The organism is Streptomyces sp. NPDC088350 (genome assembly GCF_044753545.1).
Classification (GTDB): Bacteria; Actinomycetota; Actinomycetes; order Streptomycetales; family Streptomycetaceae; genus Streptomyces.
In genome coordinates, this window is record NZ_JBIVNL010000008.1 from 44,658 (window position 1) to 59,937 (window position 15,280).

The window sequence follows — 15,280 nt, forward strand, 5'->3', positions numbered from 1 at the left end:
GTCGCGCCGACTTCGTCGCGCCGACTTCAGCCGAGGTCGGCGACGATCTGCGGGAGGTCGGCCGTGGAGCGGATGCCGGGGGCTGCCTCGCAGACGAACGGCACGGCGTTCACCGCGCGGTTCGCGGTGTAGGAGGGGGACGTGGCGGCCATCCGGTCGAGGGGTACGGGGAAGCGCAGGTCGATGTCGAGCGGCGCGTCCCCCTCGACCGAGACGTGCCAGCCGGTCGCGCGGAGTTCCCAGACGGGGTCGAGGTCGGCCGTGCAGTACCAGTTGGCGCGGAACCGCAGCAGGGGCCGGCCCTTCCGCAGGCCGGACACCGTGATCCGCTGAGCGGCCACCGTGCCTGCCGACAGGGTGCCCGCGGCGATCCGGGTGGTGCGGCGGGCCGTCGCGACCTCGCCGATCGCCTCGACGGAATCGAGGGGTGTGTTGAGCGCCTCGGCGAGCAGCCGCAACGAGGGGCCGAAGCTGTCGCGCAGCCCGTTGAGGCGCTGTTCGCCGAATTCGGCGGGGGGCTGTCCGAAGCCCATCACCTCGAACAGCAGCCCGGGGGAGTCCCGTTGGGACAGGTCCGCGAACTCGTCGATCGTCAGCGCGTCGAGCCGCCGCTGGATCGAGGTGAGTGCGAGCGGCAGGGCCTCCGTGATGAACCCGGGACTGCTGCCCGTGCTGTGCACCGAGGTGCCGCCCCGCTCGCACGCGTCCTCGATCCGCTTCCGCACAACAGGGTCGAGGCTGGGCGCGTGATGGAACTCCCCGCGCGTCGACACGACGTTCACACCTGACGAGAGCAGCGTGCACACCTCGTCGAAATCACAGCTCCGCGGGGTGTAGAGGACGCAGTCGGCGCCGAGCGCCAGGATCTCGTCGATGTCGTGCGTCGCGACGACCCCGGTCCCGCCGAACCCGCCGCCGCTCAACTCGCCCGCGTCCAGGCCCGACTTGGCCGGCGTATGGACATACACCCCGGCCAGGGTCAGGTTCGGATGCTCCCATACGGCACGCATCGTGCGGGCACCTATGTTCCCCGTGGCCCACTGCACGACCCGGTAGCGCCGCACTCCATGCCGTAGCGGCTCGGTCATCGCCCACCTCCCGTTCCGGTGGGCGAGAACCGTACTCTCCTCTCTGGAGAGCGTCAATCACGCGGGTGGGTCGTCAGCTGCGCACGGGGACGCCCGAGAGGCCTCCGAGACAGAACTGCCAGACCTCCTCGGCGTTGACCCCCGCCGCGTGGCTGCCGGCCGGGACGCCGTTGCCCTGTGCGACGAACATGACCGTCTGCATCAGGAGCGAGGCCTGACGGCGAGGCTTTCCGGCGGGGATGACGCCGGCGTCCTCGGCCTGCTCGACCAACTCGGTGAACACCGTGAGCAGAGGGAGATGGGCGGTCGCCACCTGCGCGGGATGCTTCACGAGGAGTTGGAGGGCGAAGTCGCTGAACAGCGGGCGCTCCACACCGGGGTTGGGCAGCGACTGCTCGAAGAGCATCGTCACGGCGAGTCGCAGCGCGAGTAGCGGATCCGACTGGGAGCCGGCGGCTTCGCGGATCTCGGCGGCCGACTTGGACAGCGCGTCCTCGAACAGGGCGAGCAGCAGCTCGTGTTTGCCGTCGAAGTGCTGGTAGAAGCTGCGCAGTGACTGTTTGGAGCGGTCCACGATCTCCTGGACGGTGAAGTCCGTCGTCCGCTTCTCCGCGATGAGTTCCTGCGCCGCGTCCAGAAAGCGCTGCACACGTTGTTCGGCGCGGAGCTTGGCGGCACGGGTGGAACGCTCAACGGCGCGCTGGCGCCAGGCTGGTTGTTCTTCGGGGACGGCTGTCACATGAAGAACGATACTCCACTTCAGCGGTAACACATCGGCTTCCCCTACCGAAGACCGCACTGCAAGTTTCGAGACTCTTACTTGCGTGAGATGAGAATGATATTCTCACCGCCATCCGTCCGGGTTGGCAGGAGGTTCGTCTGACATGGCATGGGACTTTTCCACCGAGCCGGAGTTCGAGGAGAAGCTGGAGTGGATCAGGCGGTTCCGCGCCGAGCGCGTGGAGCCCCTGGACCTGCTGTATCCGGACCGGGCGTACCACCCCCTCGACGACGAACTCGGCCCAGTAGTAAGGGCGTTGAAGCAACAGGTCCGCGACGAGGGCCTGTGGGCACCGCACCTCGGCCCCGAGCTGGGCGGGCGCGGCTTCGGCCAGGTCAAGCTGGCGCTCATCAACGAGATCCTGGGTCAGTCCAGTTGGGCCCCCGTCATCTTCGGCACGGCCGCTCCCGACACCGGCAACGCCGAGATCATCGCCCGCTACGGCACCGACGAGCAGAAGGAGCGGTACCTCCAGCCGCTGCTCGAAGGCGAGTGCTTCTCCTGCTTCTCCATGACCGAGCCCCAGGCCGGCGCCGACCCCACGATGTTCACCACCCGTGCCGAACGCGACGGCGACGAGTGGGTCATCACCGGCCGCAAGTTCTTCTCCTCCAACGCCCGCACCGCGAAGTTCGTCATCGTGATGGCCGTGACGAACCCCGACGTCAGCCCCTACAAGGACATGTCGATGTTCCTCGTCCCCAGCGACACCCCCGGCGTCCGCATCGAACGCCACCTCGGCATCATGGGCGAGGCCACCGACGAGGGCATGCACGCACTCATCGCCTACGACGGCGTCCGCGTCCCCGCCGACGCGCTGCTCGGCGGCGAGGGCCAGGCCTTCGCGATCGCCCAGACCCGGCTCGGCGGTGGCCGCGTCCACCACGCGATGCGGGTCGTGGGCCAGAGCCAGAAGGCGCTCGACATGATGGCCGAGCGGGCCCTGTCCCGCGAGACCCAGGGCAGCCTGCTGGCCGACAAGCAGCTCGTCCGCGCCGACCTCGCCGACTCCTACGCCCAACTCGCCCAGTTCCGGCTCTTCGTGCTCTACACGGCCTGGCAGATCGACCGGTACCAGGACTACAAGCGGGTCCGCAAGGACATCGCCGCCATCAAGTTCCTCACCCCGAAGGTGCTGCACGACATCGTGTACCGCTCGATGCATCTGCACGGAGCCCTCGGAGTGTCGAACGAAATGCCCTTCGCGGACATGTGGAACGGCGCTGCCGTCATGGCGGTCGTCGACGGCCCCACCGAGGTCCACAAGATCACGGTCGCCCGTGACGTCCTGCGCGGCCACGAAGCGGCCCCCGGCCTGTGGCCCACCCAGCACCTGCCCACCCGCCGCGAATGGGCCCGGAAGCAGTTGGAGGACCTGCTGTGACGCTCGCCCACACGGAATCCCTCGCCCGCTGGCTGGACGACCAGGGCATCGCCCCCGGCGAACCCGTCGCGACGTCGTACATCTCCGGAGGCACCTCCAACGACATCTACGGCATCCGGCGCGGCGACCGGAGCATGGTGCTGCGCAAACCGCCGGAGAGGGTTCCGCCGGGGCGCAACGAGACCATGCTCCGCGAATACCGCGTTCTCAACGCGCTCAACGGCACGGACGTCCCGCACCCCGAGGCCATCGCCGTCTGCGACGACACCAGCGTGCTCGGCTCCTGCTTCTACCTCATGGCACACGTCGACGGCTGGTCGCCGATGAACTCCGACGGCTGGCCCGAGCCGTTCCTCAGCGACCTGTCCCTGCGCCCCGGCCTCGCGTACCAACTCGTCGAGGGCATCGCCAAGTTGGGCAACGTGGACTGGCGGGCCCAGGGACTTGAGGGCTTCGGCCGCCCCGACGGCTTCCACGACCGGCAGGTCGACCGCTGGCTGGCCCACCTCGCCAAGTTCGAGTTCCGCGAGATACCCGGCCTGGAGAACGCGGCTGCCTGGCTGCGAGAACACCGTCCCGCCCACTGGGAACCCGGCATCATCCACGGCGACTACCAGTTCGCCAACGTCATGTTCCAGCACGGCGCACCCGCCAAGCTCGCCGCCCTGGTCGACTTCGAAATGGCCACCGTGGGCGACCCGTTGCTCGACCTCGGCTGGGTGATCATGGGCTGGCCCGACGCCGACGAGGACCGGACCCAGAAGGGCTACGTCGACTACACCGGCATGCCCGACCGCGCCGACCTCCTGGAGCACTACGCCAAGGTGAGCGGCCGTGACGTCAGCGAGATCGACTACTACGTGATCCTCGCCCGGTTCAAGATGGCCGTCGTCCTCGAAGGCGGCTACGCCCGTCATGTGAAGGGCGAGGGGGGCAACCCGAAGATGGCCCACTACGGCGACGTCGTCCTGCAGATGGCCGCGCAGGCGGCCGAACTCGCCGCGACGACCCGGCTATGAGAGCCGCCCGCTGCAACGCCCTCGGCGGCCCGGTGGTGGTCGAGGACATCCCTGAACCGCCCTTCCCCGGACCGGAGTTCGCTGAGAAAGACGGTGGCATCCCGGTCGACGTGCACTACGCGGCCGTCAACTTCGCCGACGTCCTCGTCATCGACGGCGCCTACCAGGTGAAGGCGGAGCCGCCCTTCACCCCCGGCAGCGAGTTCGCCGGCGTGGTCGCCGCGTCCGCGAACGGATTCGAGAAGGGCGAGCGGGTCTTCGGCTCGATGTTCGTCGGCGCCTTCGCCGAACGCGTCACCGCGCGCCCGGCCGGACTGAGCCGCATCCCCGACGGAATCCCCACCGAACGCGCGGCGGCCTTCGGAGTCAGCCACGCCACCGCCTTCGACGCACTCCGCCTGGTCGCCGACGTACGGCCGGGGGAGCGGGTGGCCGTCCTCGGCGCGGCCGGCGGGGTCGGCCTCGCGACCGTCGAACTCGCCGCGCTGCTCGGCGCGGAGGTCGTCGCCGTCGCCTCGACGGAGGAGAAGCGGACGGCGTGCGCCGAGCAGGGCGCGCGGGTGACCTTGCCGTACGACGACCTGAAGCGGGCCCTGCGGGACGCGGGCGGGGCCGATGTCGTGATCGACCCGGTCGGCGGGCCGTACGCGGAAGAGGCCTTGCGGGCCATGCGCTGGGGTGGGCGGTACGTGAGCGTGGGGTTCGCGAGTGGTGAGATCCCGCGTATCCCGCTCAATCTCCCGATGCTCAAAGGCGTCACCCTGCACGGCTTCGACCTCGGCGGCTGGGCGCGGCACCGGCGGGACGAACTGGTCGCCGCCCGCACCGAACTCCACGGACTGTTCGCCGCCGGGAGGATCAGGCCCCGCGTCCACGCCGTGTATCCGCTCGCCGACGTCGCTACCGCCCTCAGCCTGGGGCGCCGAGCCATCGGCAAGGTTCTTCTGGAGGTCGCGCATGGAGTTTGAGTTCGACGACGAGCAGCGGCTGCTCCAGCGAGTGGTCCGCGAAACGGTCACCAAGTCACGGTCGTTGCCCGAGAAGCAACTCTGGGACACCTACCTGGAGTTGGGGTGGCTGGACGCTCCTCCGGTGGAACTGGCCATCATCCTGGAGGAGTTGGGCTACGCGGCCGACCCGACGCCCTTCCTCGCCACGGCAACCTGGTTCGCGCCCCTGGCCGGACGGCTGCCGCGCGGCTCGGGCACCGGTGTCTTCGACGGACAGGGACGGTTCGTCCTCGACGCCGACCGCGCCGACGAGATCGCCCTTCTCACCTCCGACGGCGTGGTCGTACGGGACGGCAAGGAGCTGGCGGCCGAGCGGCTGTCCGTGTTCGACCCGACCCTGCACGTCGCCCGGGTGGACGTGCCGGACCTGGTCGCAGGCGTACCGGATCTTGCCCTGATGGGCCTGGCGGTGAGCACGGTCGGCAGCTGCCGGCGCATCCTCGACCTGGTCGTCGCCCATGTGAAGCAACGGCACCAATTCGGCGTCCCCATCGGCTCGTTCCAGGCCGTCAAGCACAAGGCCGCCGACATGTACGTCGCCATCGAACGCGCCAAGGTGCTCGCCTACTTCTCCGCACTCACCATCGCCGAGGACGACCCTCGCCGCGGCCGGGCCGCCGCGATGGCCAAGGCCGCCGCCGGAGACTGCCAACGGGTGTGTTTCCGCAACGGATTCCAGCTGTTCGGGGCCATGGGCTACACGTGGGAGAACGAGCTGCAGATCCATCTCAAGCGGGCCAAGGCCGGGGACCTGCTCCTCGGTACGGCGTCCGAACACAGGAAGGCGCTGCTGGTATGAGGCTGGCCCCCGACCCCGAGGTCGAGACGTTCCGCGCCGATCTCAGTGACTTCCTCGACGCCCACCTGCCCACCCCCGAAGAGGCCACGGTCCGCTCCACGTCCAGTGCGGACATACCGGATTGGGCCCGCCGCTGGCAGCGCAAGCTCTTCGACGAGGGCTGGCTGCTACCCGCCCAGCCGCCCGAGTACGGCGGCCGGAACGCCACGCTGCCCCAAGTGGTCGCCCACCTGGAGGAGTTGTCCCGGCGGCGGATCTACCAGAGCTTCAACCCGCAGGGCCTCAACATCATCGCGGCCTCGCTGCTGACGTTCGGCACCGAGGAACAGAAGCGCGAATGGGCGGTCCCCCTGCTGCGCGCCGAGATCACCGCGTCGCTCGGTATGAGCGAGCCCGGAGCCGGTTCCGACCTGGCCGGACTGCGCACCCGCGCGGTCCTCGAAGGCGACCACTTCGTCGTCAACGGGCAGAAGGTGTGGACCTCGGGCGCGCACGACGCCGACGTCCTGCTCACCTTCGTCCGCACCGACCCCGAAGCGCCCAAGCACAAGGGGATCAGCGTCCTGCTCATCCCCACCGACTCCGAAGGCCTGGTCAGGCGGCCGTTCGGATCGATCGCCGCGCCCGACGACCTCGACTTCAACGAGGTGTTCTTCACCGACGTCCACGTCCCCAAGGAGAACCTCGTCGGCCCCCTCAACGAGGGCTGGCGCGTGGCCAACGGCTCGCTCGGCCACGAACGGACCCTGCTGTGGGTGCACTACGCCGAGCGGATGGACGGACTGATCCGGGACGCCGCCTGCGCCGAGGACTGGTACGCCACCCTCCAAATAGACGTCCAGGCACTCCGGTTGCTCGGCTACCGCCTGCTCGGGCCCGACCGGAACCCGGTGGAGATCTCGGTACTCAAACTGCTCGGCTCCGAGGCCGCGCAGAGCGCCGAACTGCACGCCCTCGAACACCACGGCGCCGAGGCGCTGTTGCATCCGGTGCAGACAGGGACGTACACCCATATGAACCTGGAGACGTTCACCGCCAGTTGGTTCGAGCGGTACGCGCGCAGCTTCGGCGGGACGATCGCCGGCGGCACCTCCGAGATCCAGCGGAACATCATCGCCGAGCGCATCCTCGGCCTGCCCCGATAGAGCCGACGGAAGACGGGACCCATGACAGACACAGCAGACACGGACGAGGTCCTCTACGAGGTCGACAACAAGGTCGCGGTCATCACCCTGAACCGGCCCGAGGTCGCCAACGCCCAAAACGCCGTCCTCCTCGACGCGTTGGACGACGCCTGGCGCCGGGCCGCCGCCGACGAGGAGGTCAAGGTGATCCTCCTGAAGGGCAACGGGAAACACTTCTCCTCCGGCCACGACCTCAAGGACCGCTGGCCGGCACCGAGCGAGATCACCCTGGAGTGGATCTACAGCGCCGAGTCCCGCCGATACCTGGAATACACGCTGCGCTGGCGCAACGTACCCAAGCCGTCGATCGCCGCGGTCCAGGGCAAGTGCATCGCCGGCGGACTGATGCTCTGCTGGCCCTGCGACCTGATCGTGGCCGCCGAGAACGCCGAATTCTCCGACCCCGTCGTCCACATGGGTATCGGGGGAGTCGAATACCACGGCCACACCTGGGAGTTGGGCCCGCGCAAGGCCAAGGAGATCCTCTTCACCGGCCGGGCCGTCACCGCCGAGGAGGCGGAGAAGGTCGGCATGGTGAACAAGGTCGTCCCCCTCGACCAACTGGGCACCGAGGCTATGGAGTTGGCCCAGCAGATCGCCCGCATGCCGTCCTTCGGCCTCCGCCAGGCCAAGCGGGCCGTCAACCAGAGCCTCGACGTACAGGGTTTCTACGCGGCCATCCAGTCCGTGTTCGACATCCACGAGACCGGGCACGGGAACGCGCTGAGCGTCAGCGGATACCCCATTCTCACGAAGCTCGACGCGATGAAGGAACGCCTCAAAGAGCAGTAGGCGGGGATCGTGAGCCTCCCTCATTCGCGGTGGGCGGTGGCTCCCCGGCTCATCGCGAGGACCGCGTCGCGGCGGCTCAGCGCCCCGAACGGTGAACCGCCGGTCGGGGCGGGGCTGCCGTAGATCCAGGTCGGACCGTCGCGGAGATGGGCGAGCGCCTCGCCGGCCACGTCGTCGGGATCGGCCAAGTCGCCGCCGTAGGAGCCCCCTTGGACACCTTCGGTCCGACGCAGGGACGGGGTGTCGGTCCTGCCCAGCACCAGCCCCAGGACGTCCACCCCGCTGCCCTGCCACTCCGCCCACAGGCTCTCCGCGAGGACGAGGTCGAACGCCTTCGACGCGCCGTAGGCGGCGAGCGTGGCGCCGCCCGCCCAGGCCGCGCCCGAGGTCACCAGGACCACGGCTCCCCGCTTGCGCGCCACCATCGGGGCACCGAAACGGTATGCCGCTTCGAGTACGGCGGTGCAGTTGCGCCGCACCAGCCCGAGGTGGGTGGAGAGGTCCTTGGCGAGGAACGGGACGCTGCGGTCGTCGCTGCCCGCGTTGAAGACGAACAGACCGACCTCCAGATCGGTGGTCGCCTGCTCCAACTCCGACAGGGCGCTCGGGGAGCTGAGGTCGAGCGCGACGGTGCGGACCTCGACGCCGTGCCGGGCGCGGATCTCGTCGGCGGACGCCTCCAGCACGGGCAGGCGCCGGGCCACCAGCACGACGTTCATCCCCTGGGCGGCCATCCGGTGGGCGAACGCCGCACCGACCCCGTCCGACCCACCGGCGATGACACCCCACGGCCCGTACTTGTCGGTGAGCGATTCAGTCACTTCCCACTCCCTCTTCAGCTCGTGCGGATCATTCAGGGCGAACGGAGAACCTTCTTCTCGACCGCGTCCGACGACAGCACCGTCCCGATGATCCCGAGATCGGCACCGGCGCTGCGTGCCACCTCGCGCACCACGCGGACGTCCTTGCTCATCAGGTCCGCCAGCCGTTCCGCGACCGCGTCGACCGAGCCCCCGCTCGCGACGACACCGAGCGCGCGACTGGCACCGCTGCCGTGCTGGAGAGCCGCGAGAATCGCCTTCTCGTCGATCCCCAGCGAACCCGCCACCCGCACCGCGTCGACCGCGAGACCGACCTGCGCCACGAACAGGGCGTTGTTGACGAGCTTGACCCGCTGACCGTTGCCCGCCGGCCCCACGAACATGACCGGCGAGGCGTACGTCTCCAACAGCGGGCGTATCGCGTCCAGTTGGGCTTCGTCACCGCCGACCCACAGGGTGAGGCGGCCCGCGGCGATGTCGTGCGGGCCGCCCGAGAGCGCGGCGTCCAGGACCCCGACACCGCGCTCCGCACCCGCCTCGGCGAGCAGCTGCGCGGTGGCGGGGTCGGAGGTGGTGTGCTGGACGAGCGTCGCCCCTGCCCTCATGGCCGCGATGGCGCCGTCCGGGCCGAGGCACACCGATCGCACCTGCTCGTCCGTCAGGACGACGACGAACACCACATCGGCGTCGCGCACGGTCGCCTCGATCGTCCCGGCCCGACTCGCCCTGTCCGCACGGGCGATGGTCTGCGTCTCCGGGCGGCGCACGTGGACCGTGACGTCATGCCCGGCGGCGACCAGGCGGTCTGCGATCGGCTGCCCCATCCGGCCCGACCCGATACATCCGATTCTCAACTCTCCTCCAGATGAACGGAGTTGACAGACGGCGCCAGCATCGCGCGCGGTCCATCGGTGCCGTCGAGGTTGGCGTTGACCCGCTCGGCGATGCGCCAGCCCTGTGAAGTGCGCACCCAGCGCCAGGTGTTGGCGGAGACCTGGAACACCCAGAACCGGCCAGCGTCGGCGTCCCAGCGGAGGTGCAGGGCGTGGCTGCGGCCGGTCGCGTGGTCGCCGTCGACGACGATGTGCGGGGCGGTGAGGACGTGACCGCAGCCGTTGTGGATCACGCTCTGGTGCCCCGGGCCGTGGACCATGCCGGCGATACCGCCCCGGCCCTCCATCCGGAGGTGCGGGATCGCGTCGAAGACACCGTCCTCGGTCCAGAGTGCCGCCGCGGCCTCCCCTGAACCACTGTCGACCGCGGGCCCGTACTGGGCGACGAGCTGCGTGATCTCGACCTGGTCCTCAAGGGTGCGCACCTTGGTCGCCAACGACTCGACGACGGAGCGGAGTTGGGCAAGTTGCTCGGTCTCGCTCATGAGTGTTTCAGCTCCCTGGTACGACGATGATGCGGGCCGGACCGTTGGCGTCCCGTGCGGCGTCCAGCGCCGCCGGCACCCCGTCGAGCCCGACGGTGTGGCCGAGCATCGGCCCCACATCGAGGCTGCCGGAGCAGACCGCACGGAACGCCTCGTCCCAGTGGTCCATCGACGGGCCGCCCCCGAACTGGATGTTGATCCCCTTCCGCTTCGCGGTCAGGGTGTGCAGATGATCGCCCTCCGGCGGACCGCCGACGGAGAAGATCCGGGTACCGCGCTCGCAGCCCTTGATGATCGAGTCGACGATCCAGGCGGTGGCGGAACACTCCGGCGTGCACGCCTCCGCCATCTACCGCCGCTGGCCCTCCCGGATCGAGCAGATCGAGGAGGCCACGTTCCCCGGACTCAGCCCGCTGAGCGTCCGCCCGACGGGGGACCTCCGACGTGACCTCCGCCGGTTCGTCCGCGCCTACGTGGCGGCCTTCGGCGCCCCCGCGGCCCGCGCCGCCGCGGCCGGACTCTTCGCGCACTCCCAGACGCCGAGCCGCCCCCGGCCGCCGGAGATGCTGCTGCGGGTGTCGGCGCGACCGCAGTTCCAGGACATCCTGCGCGCCGCGCCGGCCGGGAGCGTCGACCCCGCCGTGGACCCGGACGACGTCTTCGACATGCTCCTCGGCGCCGTACTGACCCGCACCCTCCTGTCCACGGTCACGGCCCGCAACCGCCCCGTCGAGCGCACGGTGGAGATGATCCTTCGGATCCTACGGCCGCTCGACGGGCCGGTGTGAGCAACTCCCGTGACCGACCTCGGTGTTGCTGTCAGCGGCGCTCGTCGCGGTACACCTTCCCGCCCTTCATCACGAACCGGACGTCCGCCATCACGGAGACGTCCTCCAGCGGATCGCCCGGCACCGCGATCAGATCGGCGAGCAGGCCGTGCGCGATGCGGCCCCTGTCGTCGGCGTCGATCAACTCCGCCGCGTTGACGGTCGCCGCCCGGAGTGCCTCCAGGGGGGTCATGCCGCGGTCGACCAGGGCGATCAGTTCCTGGGCGCCGCGTCCGTGCGGAATCGCCGGCGCGTCCGTGCCGAGCGCCATCCGGACACCCGCCTTGCCGGCCCTGGCCACCACCGTCTTCGCCCGGGGGAAGATCTCGGCGGCCTTCTCCTTCAGTTCGGGCGCCGCACGGGACATGTCCATCCCCTCGATGAGAGCGGTGGTCGGCACCAGGAAAGTGCCGCGCTCCGCCATCAGCGCGATGGTGTCGTCGTCGAGCAGGAAGCCGTGCTCGATGCAGTCGATGCCCGCCTCCACCGCCGCCCGGACGGCGTCGGCCCCATGGGTGTGGGCCGCCACCTTCAGTCCGCGCCGGTGTGCCTCGTCGACGATGGCGCGCAGTTCCTCGTCGGAGTAGTGCTGCGCGCCGGGCGTGCCGGTGTGGGACATCACGCCCCCGGACGCGCAGACCTTGATGAGCCGTGCCCCGTGCTTGATCTGGTAGCGGACGGCCTTGCGCACCTCGTCGACCCCGTTGGCAATGCCCTCTTCCAAGGAGAGAGGCATGATTCCGGGGGCGTACGCGGCGAACATCGTGGGGTCCAGATGTCCGCCGGTGGGGGTGATGGCGTGTCCGGCGGGCACGATGCGCGGGCCGTCGATCCAGCCGGCGTCGATGGCCTTCGCCAGCGCGACGTCCAGCAGATAACCGCCCGTCTTCACGAACAGTCCGAGGTTGCGGACCGTGGTGAACCCCGCGCGCAGGGTCCGCCGGGCGTTGCCCACCGCGCGCAGCATCCGCAGCGGGGGATCATCCTGGACGGGGGAGAGCGCGAGCGTCTCTCCCCGGCCGCCCATCAGGAGGTTGACCTCCATGTCCATGAGACCGGGCAGGAGCGTCACATCGCCGAGATCGAGAACCTCGTTCTCGCCGTTGTCATCGCTGCCGTGCGTGATGCGGTCGCCCTCGATCGTCACCAGGCCCGGCGACTCGAACTCGCCCGTCTCCACGTGCAGTACACGCGCCGCCTTGAGCGTGAGCACGACCGGTCAGACCTTCGGCTCGACCACGAGGTCCATGGAGGCGGCCCCGCTGTCCGGCACCCGGGCCTGCTTCCAGACCTCGACCGGGAACGACACGTTCACCAGGGAGAACATCAGGAGCAGCAAGTTGCGCTCCTGCTCCGGCAGTTCGTCGAGAGGAAACGTGTCGAGGTGGTCGGAGGCCTGTTCAAGGAGCGGGAACGCGGCGTCGTAGAAGGCCTGCATGTCCTCCATGGAACTGGCCAGGCGCTTGCCGTACCGCTCGCGCTCGGACTCCAGGACCCACTCGCCGAACGGTTCGAGAGCCGCGAACTCACTGGGCAGCATCGGTGTGCTCCTTGACGTAGTCGGCGACCGTCTTGTGCAGATGGCGGAGCAGCAACTCCTGGTCGCAGAGCGGGAATTCGGTGACCACCCGGCTCTTGAGCATCGTCTGGGTGGCCTCCAGCGTGTTGCCGTCCTGGAGGGCGTACTCCTTGAACGTCACCGCCGCCAGCTCCTGCTTCAGCCGCTCGCGCGCCGTCTTCGCGGGCACGAAGTACAGGTTGGCCTCGAAGAGGTGCTTGTCCACCGCCGTCGGCCAGTAGTGGTATGTCAGGTACCAGCCGGGCTTCCAGATCAGCAGGGTCATGTTCGGGAAGAACTCGAAGGAGTCGTTGCCCCACGCGCGGTGCCCGCCCGGATTGAGACCGGGGGGCAGCGGGTCGAGGCCCTCGATGTCGGGCGCTTCCCACGGGCCGAACAGGCCGCTGCGCAGGACACGTTCGATGGGCTTGACGATGGTCAGGTCCTTGGGCGGGGACATGCCTCCCCAGGAGGAGATCATCGAGTGCGGGGGGTGGATCTCGTAGTGCAGCGCCTCGTACCCGACGTTGAAGAGCTTGTCGGCCTCGTCCTTGACGGCCTGCTTCATGTGCAGGACGGGTGCGTGGTAGAACTCCGCGAACGCGTCGATGAACAGCTTCCAGTTGCTGCCGATCTCCGCCTTGTAGGTGAAGACCTCGGTCATCTCGTGGAAGGGGTAACCCTCCAGGCCCTTGGCGAACTCGCCGAGGTACTCCTTCAGCGGCTGGGCGTCGGGATCGAGGTTGACGAAGACGAACCCCTCCCAGACCTCGCAGCGGACCAGCTTGAGGCCGTAGTCCGCCTTGTCCAGGTCGAAGAACTCCTTCTCCTGCTGGACGAAGGTCAGATCGCCGTCGAGGCTGTAGCGCCAGGCGTGGTACTTGCAGGTGAACTGGCGGCAGGTGCCCTTGACCTCCTCGCCCGGGTAGTCGTTCCACACGAGCTTGTTGCCGCGGTGGCGGCAGACGTTGTGGAAGGCGCGGATCTCCTTGTCCTTGCCCCGCACGATCACCAGTGAGGTGTCGGCGACCGCCAGCTCCTTCGTGAAGTAGCTGCCGACCTTCGGGACCTGCTCGACCCGGCCGACGTTCAGCCAGGTCTTCTTGAAGATCGCCTCCTTCTCCGCCTCGTAGTACGCGGGGTCGATGGAGTCCTCGTAGTTCACCGGGCTGGTGCCCAGCTCGGGGTAGTTCTCGGTCCAGCTCCCGGCCGCCGGCTTGGCGAAGTGTGGCATGGGATCACCCCTCTCGTTTGTGAGAATACCATTCTCGTTTTGGGAAACTGAAGTTCTCTTCCGAGATCACGGGGTCGAGTTCCACGCCGAAGGTGTTGAGGGCCATCGTGAGCATCGTGTAGGCGCCGATGGTGAAGACCAGGTCCATGAGCTGGCGTTCGTCCAGGTCGACGGCGAGCGCCGCGTAGGTCGCGTCCGAGAGGCCCGAGTCGGTGTCCAGTTCGTCCACGGCCCGGTTGAGCAGCGTGTCGGCGTCCGTGCGGATTTCCTCGATCTCGTCCTCGGTCACCCCCGCCTTCCGGCCGATCAGGACATGACTGGCCCACTCGTACCTGCTGCCCCGCCGCCAGGCGACCCGCATGACGGCCAGCTCGCGGACGCGCACCGGCAGGGTCGAGGTGTTGAGGTGCATGTTGAACGTCAGGAACGCCCGTGCCAGGGCCGGATGCCGCTGGAAGACCCCCAGGACGTTGGCCTCCGGCAGCTTCCGGGGATGGTTGATGACCGAGAACAGCTCGTGGTCCCAGTCGCCGTACGGCACCGGGGTGATGCGAACGCCGTTCTCGGCGGCGGTTCCGCCGTTCCCGCGGTACTCGGTGCCCGTCTCGCCGGCTCCGTCGTGTTCGCGCTGCTCGCTCACGTGTTCCGCCCGCCGTTCACGCCCAGGATCTGGCCGGTGATGTAACCGGCCTCGTCCGAGGCGAGGAAGGCGCAGGCCGCGGCGATGTCCTCCGGGCGCCCGACACGCCGTACCGGAGTGCGCTGGATGTGCTCCTCGACCGTCCCGCCCAGCAGTTGGCGCTCCTCCGAGCGGCGCAGCATCGGCGTGTCGATGAAGCCGGGCGGTACCGCGTTCACGGTGATGCCCTGCGGGCCCAACTCCAGGGCCAGTGCCTTCGTCAGCCCGTTGACCGCCGACTTGGCGGCCACGTAGTGCGTCATGAACGGCTGGCCGGAGTGCGCGCTGGACGAGGAGATGTTGACGATCCGGCCCCAGCCGGCCTCCACCATGTCCGGCAGGACGGCCTGCACGCAGTGGAAGACGCCGTTGAGATTGACGTCGATCACCCGCTGCCAGGCCTCGAAGGTGAGGTTGGCGAAACGCTTGTAGCCCTCCGTCCCGGCCGCGTTGACCAGCACCGTGACCGGGCCGAGCTGCTCCCGGACCTCGGCGAGTGCCTCGTCCACCTGGGCGCGGTCGGAGACGTCGGCCTTGCGGGAGAAGCCCCTGTCGGACGGATTGAGGTCGAGGGTGGCGACCTGGAGGCCGTCGGCCTCCAGGCGTTGTGCGATGGCCAGTCCGATGCCGGAGCCGCCGCCTGTGACGAGGGCTGTCCTCATGCCGGAACCCCCTTCGTCTCGATCATGAAAATCTCCCTTCCGAATCTGAGAAGGTTATTCTCGT

General features: G+C 69.0%; 18 protein-coding genes. 7 read left to right on the forward strand and 11 right to left on the reverse strand.

From position 1 onward, the window contains the following. Positions 1-26: 26 nt before the first annotated feature. A complete protein-coding gene (locus ACIQBL_RS27810; protein ID WP_401945873.1) occupies positions 27-1,088 on the reverse strand; it encodes a dihydrodipicolinate reductase in 1,062 nt (353 codons plus the stop codon). A 73-nt stretch (positions 1,089-1,161) separates the two neighbouring features. Next, positions 1,162-1,827 carry a TetR/AcrR family transcriptional regulator gene (locus ACIQBL_RS27815; protein WP_401945875.1) on the reverse strand — a complete coding sequence of 222 codons (666 nt, stop codon included), beginning with the start codon at positions 1,825-1,827 and terminating at the stop codon, positions 1,162-1,164. A 145-nt stretch (positions 1,828-1,972) separates the two neighbouring features. Between ACIQBL_RS27815 and ACIQBL_RS27820 the strand changes: the two genes are divergently transcribed. Genes ACIQBL_RS27820 through ACIQBL_RS27845 form a run of 6 tightly spaced genes read left to right on the forward strand, consistent with a single transcriptional unit; the run spans position 1,973 to position 8,057 of the window. After that, on the forward strand, positions 1,973-3,253 hold the full coding sequence (locus ACIQBL_RS27820) for an acyl-CoA dehydrogenase family protein (protein ID WP_401945877.1): 1,281 nt from the start codon (positions 1,973-1,975) through the stop codon (positions 3,251-3,253). Then, positions 3,250-4,272, forward strand: coding sequence for a phosphotransferase family protein (locus tag ACIQBL_RS27825; RefSeq protein ID WP_401945879.1), 1,023 nt, complete (start codon positions 3,250-3,252; stop codon positions 4,270-4,272). The genes ACIQBL_RS27820 and ACIQBL_RS27825 overlap by 4 nt, the downstream gene beginning before the upstream one ends. Continuing rightward, on the forward strand, positions 4,269-5,240 hold the full coding sequence (locus ACIQBL_RS27830) for an NADPH:quinone oxidoreductase family protein (protein ID WP_401945880.1): 972 nt from the start codon (positions 4,269-4,271) through the stop codon (positions 5,238-5,240). The genes ACIQBL_RS27825 and ACIQBL_RS27830 overlap by 4 nt, the downstream gene beginning before the upstream one ends. Beyond that, entirely contained in the window at positions 5,230-6,081 is an 852-nt protein-coding gene (locus ACIQBL_RS27835) for an acyl-CoA dehydrogenase family protein (RefSeq protein WP_401945881.1), read from the forward strand. The genes ACIQBL_RS27830 and ACIQBL_RS27835 overlap by 11 nt, the downstream gene beginning before the upstream one ends. Next, positions 6,078-7,226 (forward strand): acyl-CoA dehydrogenase family protein, encoded by a 1,149-nt coding sequence (locus ACIQBL_RS27840; RefSeq protein ID WP_401945882.1) that lies wholly within the window; start codon positions 6,078-6,080, stop codon positions 7,224-7,226. The genes ACIQBL_RS27835 and ACIQBL_RS27840 overlap by 4 nt, the downstream gene beginning before the upstream one ends. Positions 7,227-7,247: 21 nt before the next feature. Then, a complete protein-coding gene (locus ACIQBL_RS27845; protein ID WP_401945884.1) occupies positions 7,248-8,057 on the forward strand; it encodes an enoyl-CoA hydratase in 810 nt (269 codons plus the stop codon). A 20-nt stretch (positions 8,058-8,077) separates the two neighbouring features. Here ACIQBL_RS27845 and ACIQBL_RS27850 read toward each other — a convergent pair whose 3' ends face one another. Genes ACIQBL_RS27850 through ACIQBL_RS27865 form a run of 4 tightly spaced genes read right to left on the reverse strand, consistent with a single transcriptional unit; the run spans position 8,078 to position 10,605 of the window. After that, positions 8,078-8,878: an SDR family NAD(P)-dependent oxidoreductase gene (locus ACIQBL_RS27850; RefSeq protein WP_401945886.1), complete on the reverse strand. Its 801-nt coding sequence runs from the start codon at positions 8,876-8,878 to the stop codon at positions 8,078-8,080. Positions 8,879-8,910: 32 nt separating this feature from the next. Next, on the reverse strand, positions 8,911-9,831 hold the full coding sequence (locus ACIQBL_RS27855; protein WP_401946847.1) for an NAD(P)-dependent oxidoreductase: 921 nt from the start codon (positions 9,829-9,831) through the stop codon (positions 8,911-8,913). After that, the gene (locus ACIQBL_RS27860) at positions 9,729-10,256 is read right to left on the reverse strand and encodes a nuclear transport factor 2 family protein (protein ID WP_401945888.1); all 528 of its coding nucleotides are present in this window, start codon (positions 10,254-10,256) and stop codon (positions 9,729-9,731) included. Before ACIQBL_RS27860 ends, ACIQBL_RS27855 begins: the two co-directional genes overlap by 103 nt. A 7-nt stretch (positions 10,257-10,263) precedes the next feature. Continuing rightward, positions 10,264-10,605 carry a hypothetical protein gene (locus ACIQBL_RS27865; RefSeq protein ID WP_401945889.1) on the reverse strand — a complete coding sequence of 114 codons (342 nt, stop codon included), beginning with the start codon at positions 10,603-10,605 and terminating at the stop codon, positions 10,264-10,266. On the opposite strand from ACIQBL_RS27865, the gene ACIQBL_RS27870 reads away from it, so the two are divergent. Further along, entirely contained in the window at positions 10,589-11,044 is a 456-nt protein-coding gene (locus ACIQBL_RS27870) for a TetR-like C-terminal domain-containing protein (RefSeq protein ID WP_401945890.1), read from the forward strand. The genes ACIQBL_RS27865 and ACIQBL_RS27870 overlap by 17 nt on opposite strands. 31 nt (positions 11,045-11,075) lie before the next feature. Here ACIQBL_RS27870 and ACIQBL_RS27875 read toward each other — a convergent pair whose 3' ends face one another. The 5 genes from ACIQBL_RS27875 to ACIQBL_RS27895 are packed head-to-tail and all read right to left on the reverse strand — an operon-like array spanning position 11,076 to position 15,216. Then, positions 11,076-12,296 carry an amidohydrolase family protein gene (locus ACIQBL_RS27875; protein WP_401945891.1) on the reverse strand — a complete coding sequence of 407 codons (1,221 nt, stop codon included), beginning with the start codon at positions 12,294-12,296 and terminating at the stop codon, positions 11,076-11,078. Positions 12,297-12,302: 6 nt separating this feature from the next. After that, positions 12,303-12,623 carry a hypothetical protein gene (locus ACIQBL_RS27880; protein WP_401945893.1) on the reverse strand — a complete coding sequence of 107 codons (321 nt, stop codon included), beginning with the start codon at positions 12,621-12,623 and terminating at the stop codon, positions 12,303-12,305. Beyond that, a complete protein-coding gene (locus tag ACIQBL_RS27885; protein ID WP_200676570.1) occupies positions 12,610-13,875 on the reverse strand; it encodes an aromatic ring-hydroxylating dioxygenase subunit alpha in 1,266 nt (421 codons plus the stop codon). The genes ACIQBL_RS27880 and ACIQBL_RS27885 overlap by 14 nt, the downstream gene beginning before the upstream one ends. 4 nt (positions 13,876-13,879) lie before the next feature. Then, positions 13,880-14,515, reverse strand: coding sequence for a carboxymuconolactone decarboxylase family protein (locus ACIQBL_RS27890; protein ID WP_401945895.1), 636 nt, complete (start codon positions 14,513-14,515; stop codon positions 13,880-13,882). After that, positions 14,512-15,216, reverse strand: a complete 705-nt coding sequence (locus ACIQBL_RS27895) for an SDR family NAD(P)-dependent oxidoreductase (RefSeq protein ID WP_401945897.1) — start codon at positions 15,214-15,216, stop codon at positions 14,512-14,514. Before ACIQBL_RS27895 ends, ACIQBL_RS27890 begins: the two co-directional genes overlap by 4 nt. Positions 15,217-15,280 lie beyond the last annotated feature (64 nt).

Bases quoted from the DNA above. Each gene is read 5' to 3' on its own strand.
- ACIQBL_RS27810 (WP_401945873.1), bottom strand. From the start codon at position 1,088: ATGACCGAGCCGCTACGGCATGGAGTGCGGCGCTACCGGGTCGTGCAG.
- ACIQBL_RS27820 (WP_401945877.1), top strand. From the start codon at position 1,973: ATGGCATGGGACTTTTCCACCGAGCCGGAGTTCGAGGAGAAGCTGGAG.
- ACIQBL_RS27830 (WP_401945880.1), top strand. From the start codon at position 4,269: ATGAGAGCCGCCCGCTGCAACGCCCTCGGCGGCCCGGTGGTGGTCGAG.
- ACIQBL_RS27835 (WP_401945881.1), top strand. From the start codon at position 5,230: ATGGAGTTTGAGTTCGACGACGAGCAGCGGCTGCTCCAGCGAGTGGTC.
- ACIQBL_RS27840 (WP_401945882.1), top strand. From the start codon at position 6,078: ATGAGGCTGGCCCCCGACCCCGAGGTCGAGACGTTCCGCGCCGATCTC.
- ACIQBL_RS27845 (WP_401945884.1), top strand. From the start codon at position 7,248: ATGACAGACACAGCAGACACGGACGAGGTCCTCTACGAGGTCGACAAC.
- ACIQBL_RS27860 (WP_401945888.1), bottom strand. From the start codon at position 10,256: ATGAGCGAGACCGAGCAACTTGCCCAACTCCGCTCCGTCGTCGAGTCG.
- ACIQBL_RS27865 (WP_401945889.1), bottom strand. From the start codon at position 10,605: ATGGCGGAGGCGTGCACGCCGGAGTGTTCCGCCACCGCCTGGATCGTC.
- ACIQBL_RS27880 (WP_401945893.1), bottom strand. From the start codon at position 12,623: ATGCTGCCCAGTGAGTTCGCGGCTCTCGAACCGTTCGGCGAGTGGGTC.
- ACIQBL_RS27885 (WP_200676570.1), bottom strand. From the start codon at position 13,875: ATGCCACACTTCGCCAAGCCGGCGGCCGGGAGCTGGACCGAGAACTAC.
- ACIQBL_RS27895 (WP_401945897.1), bottom strand. From the start codon at position 15,216: ATGAGGACAGCCCTCGTCACAGGCGGCGGCTCCGGCATCGGACTGGCC.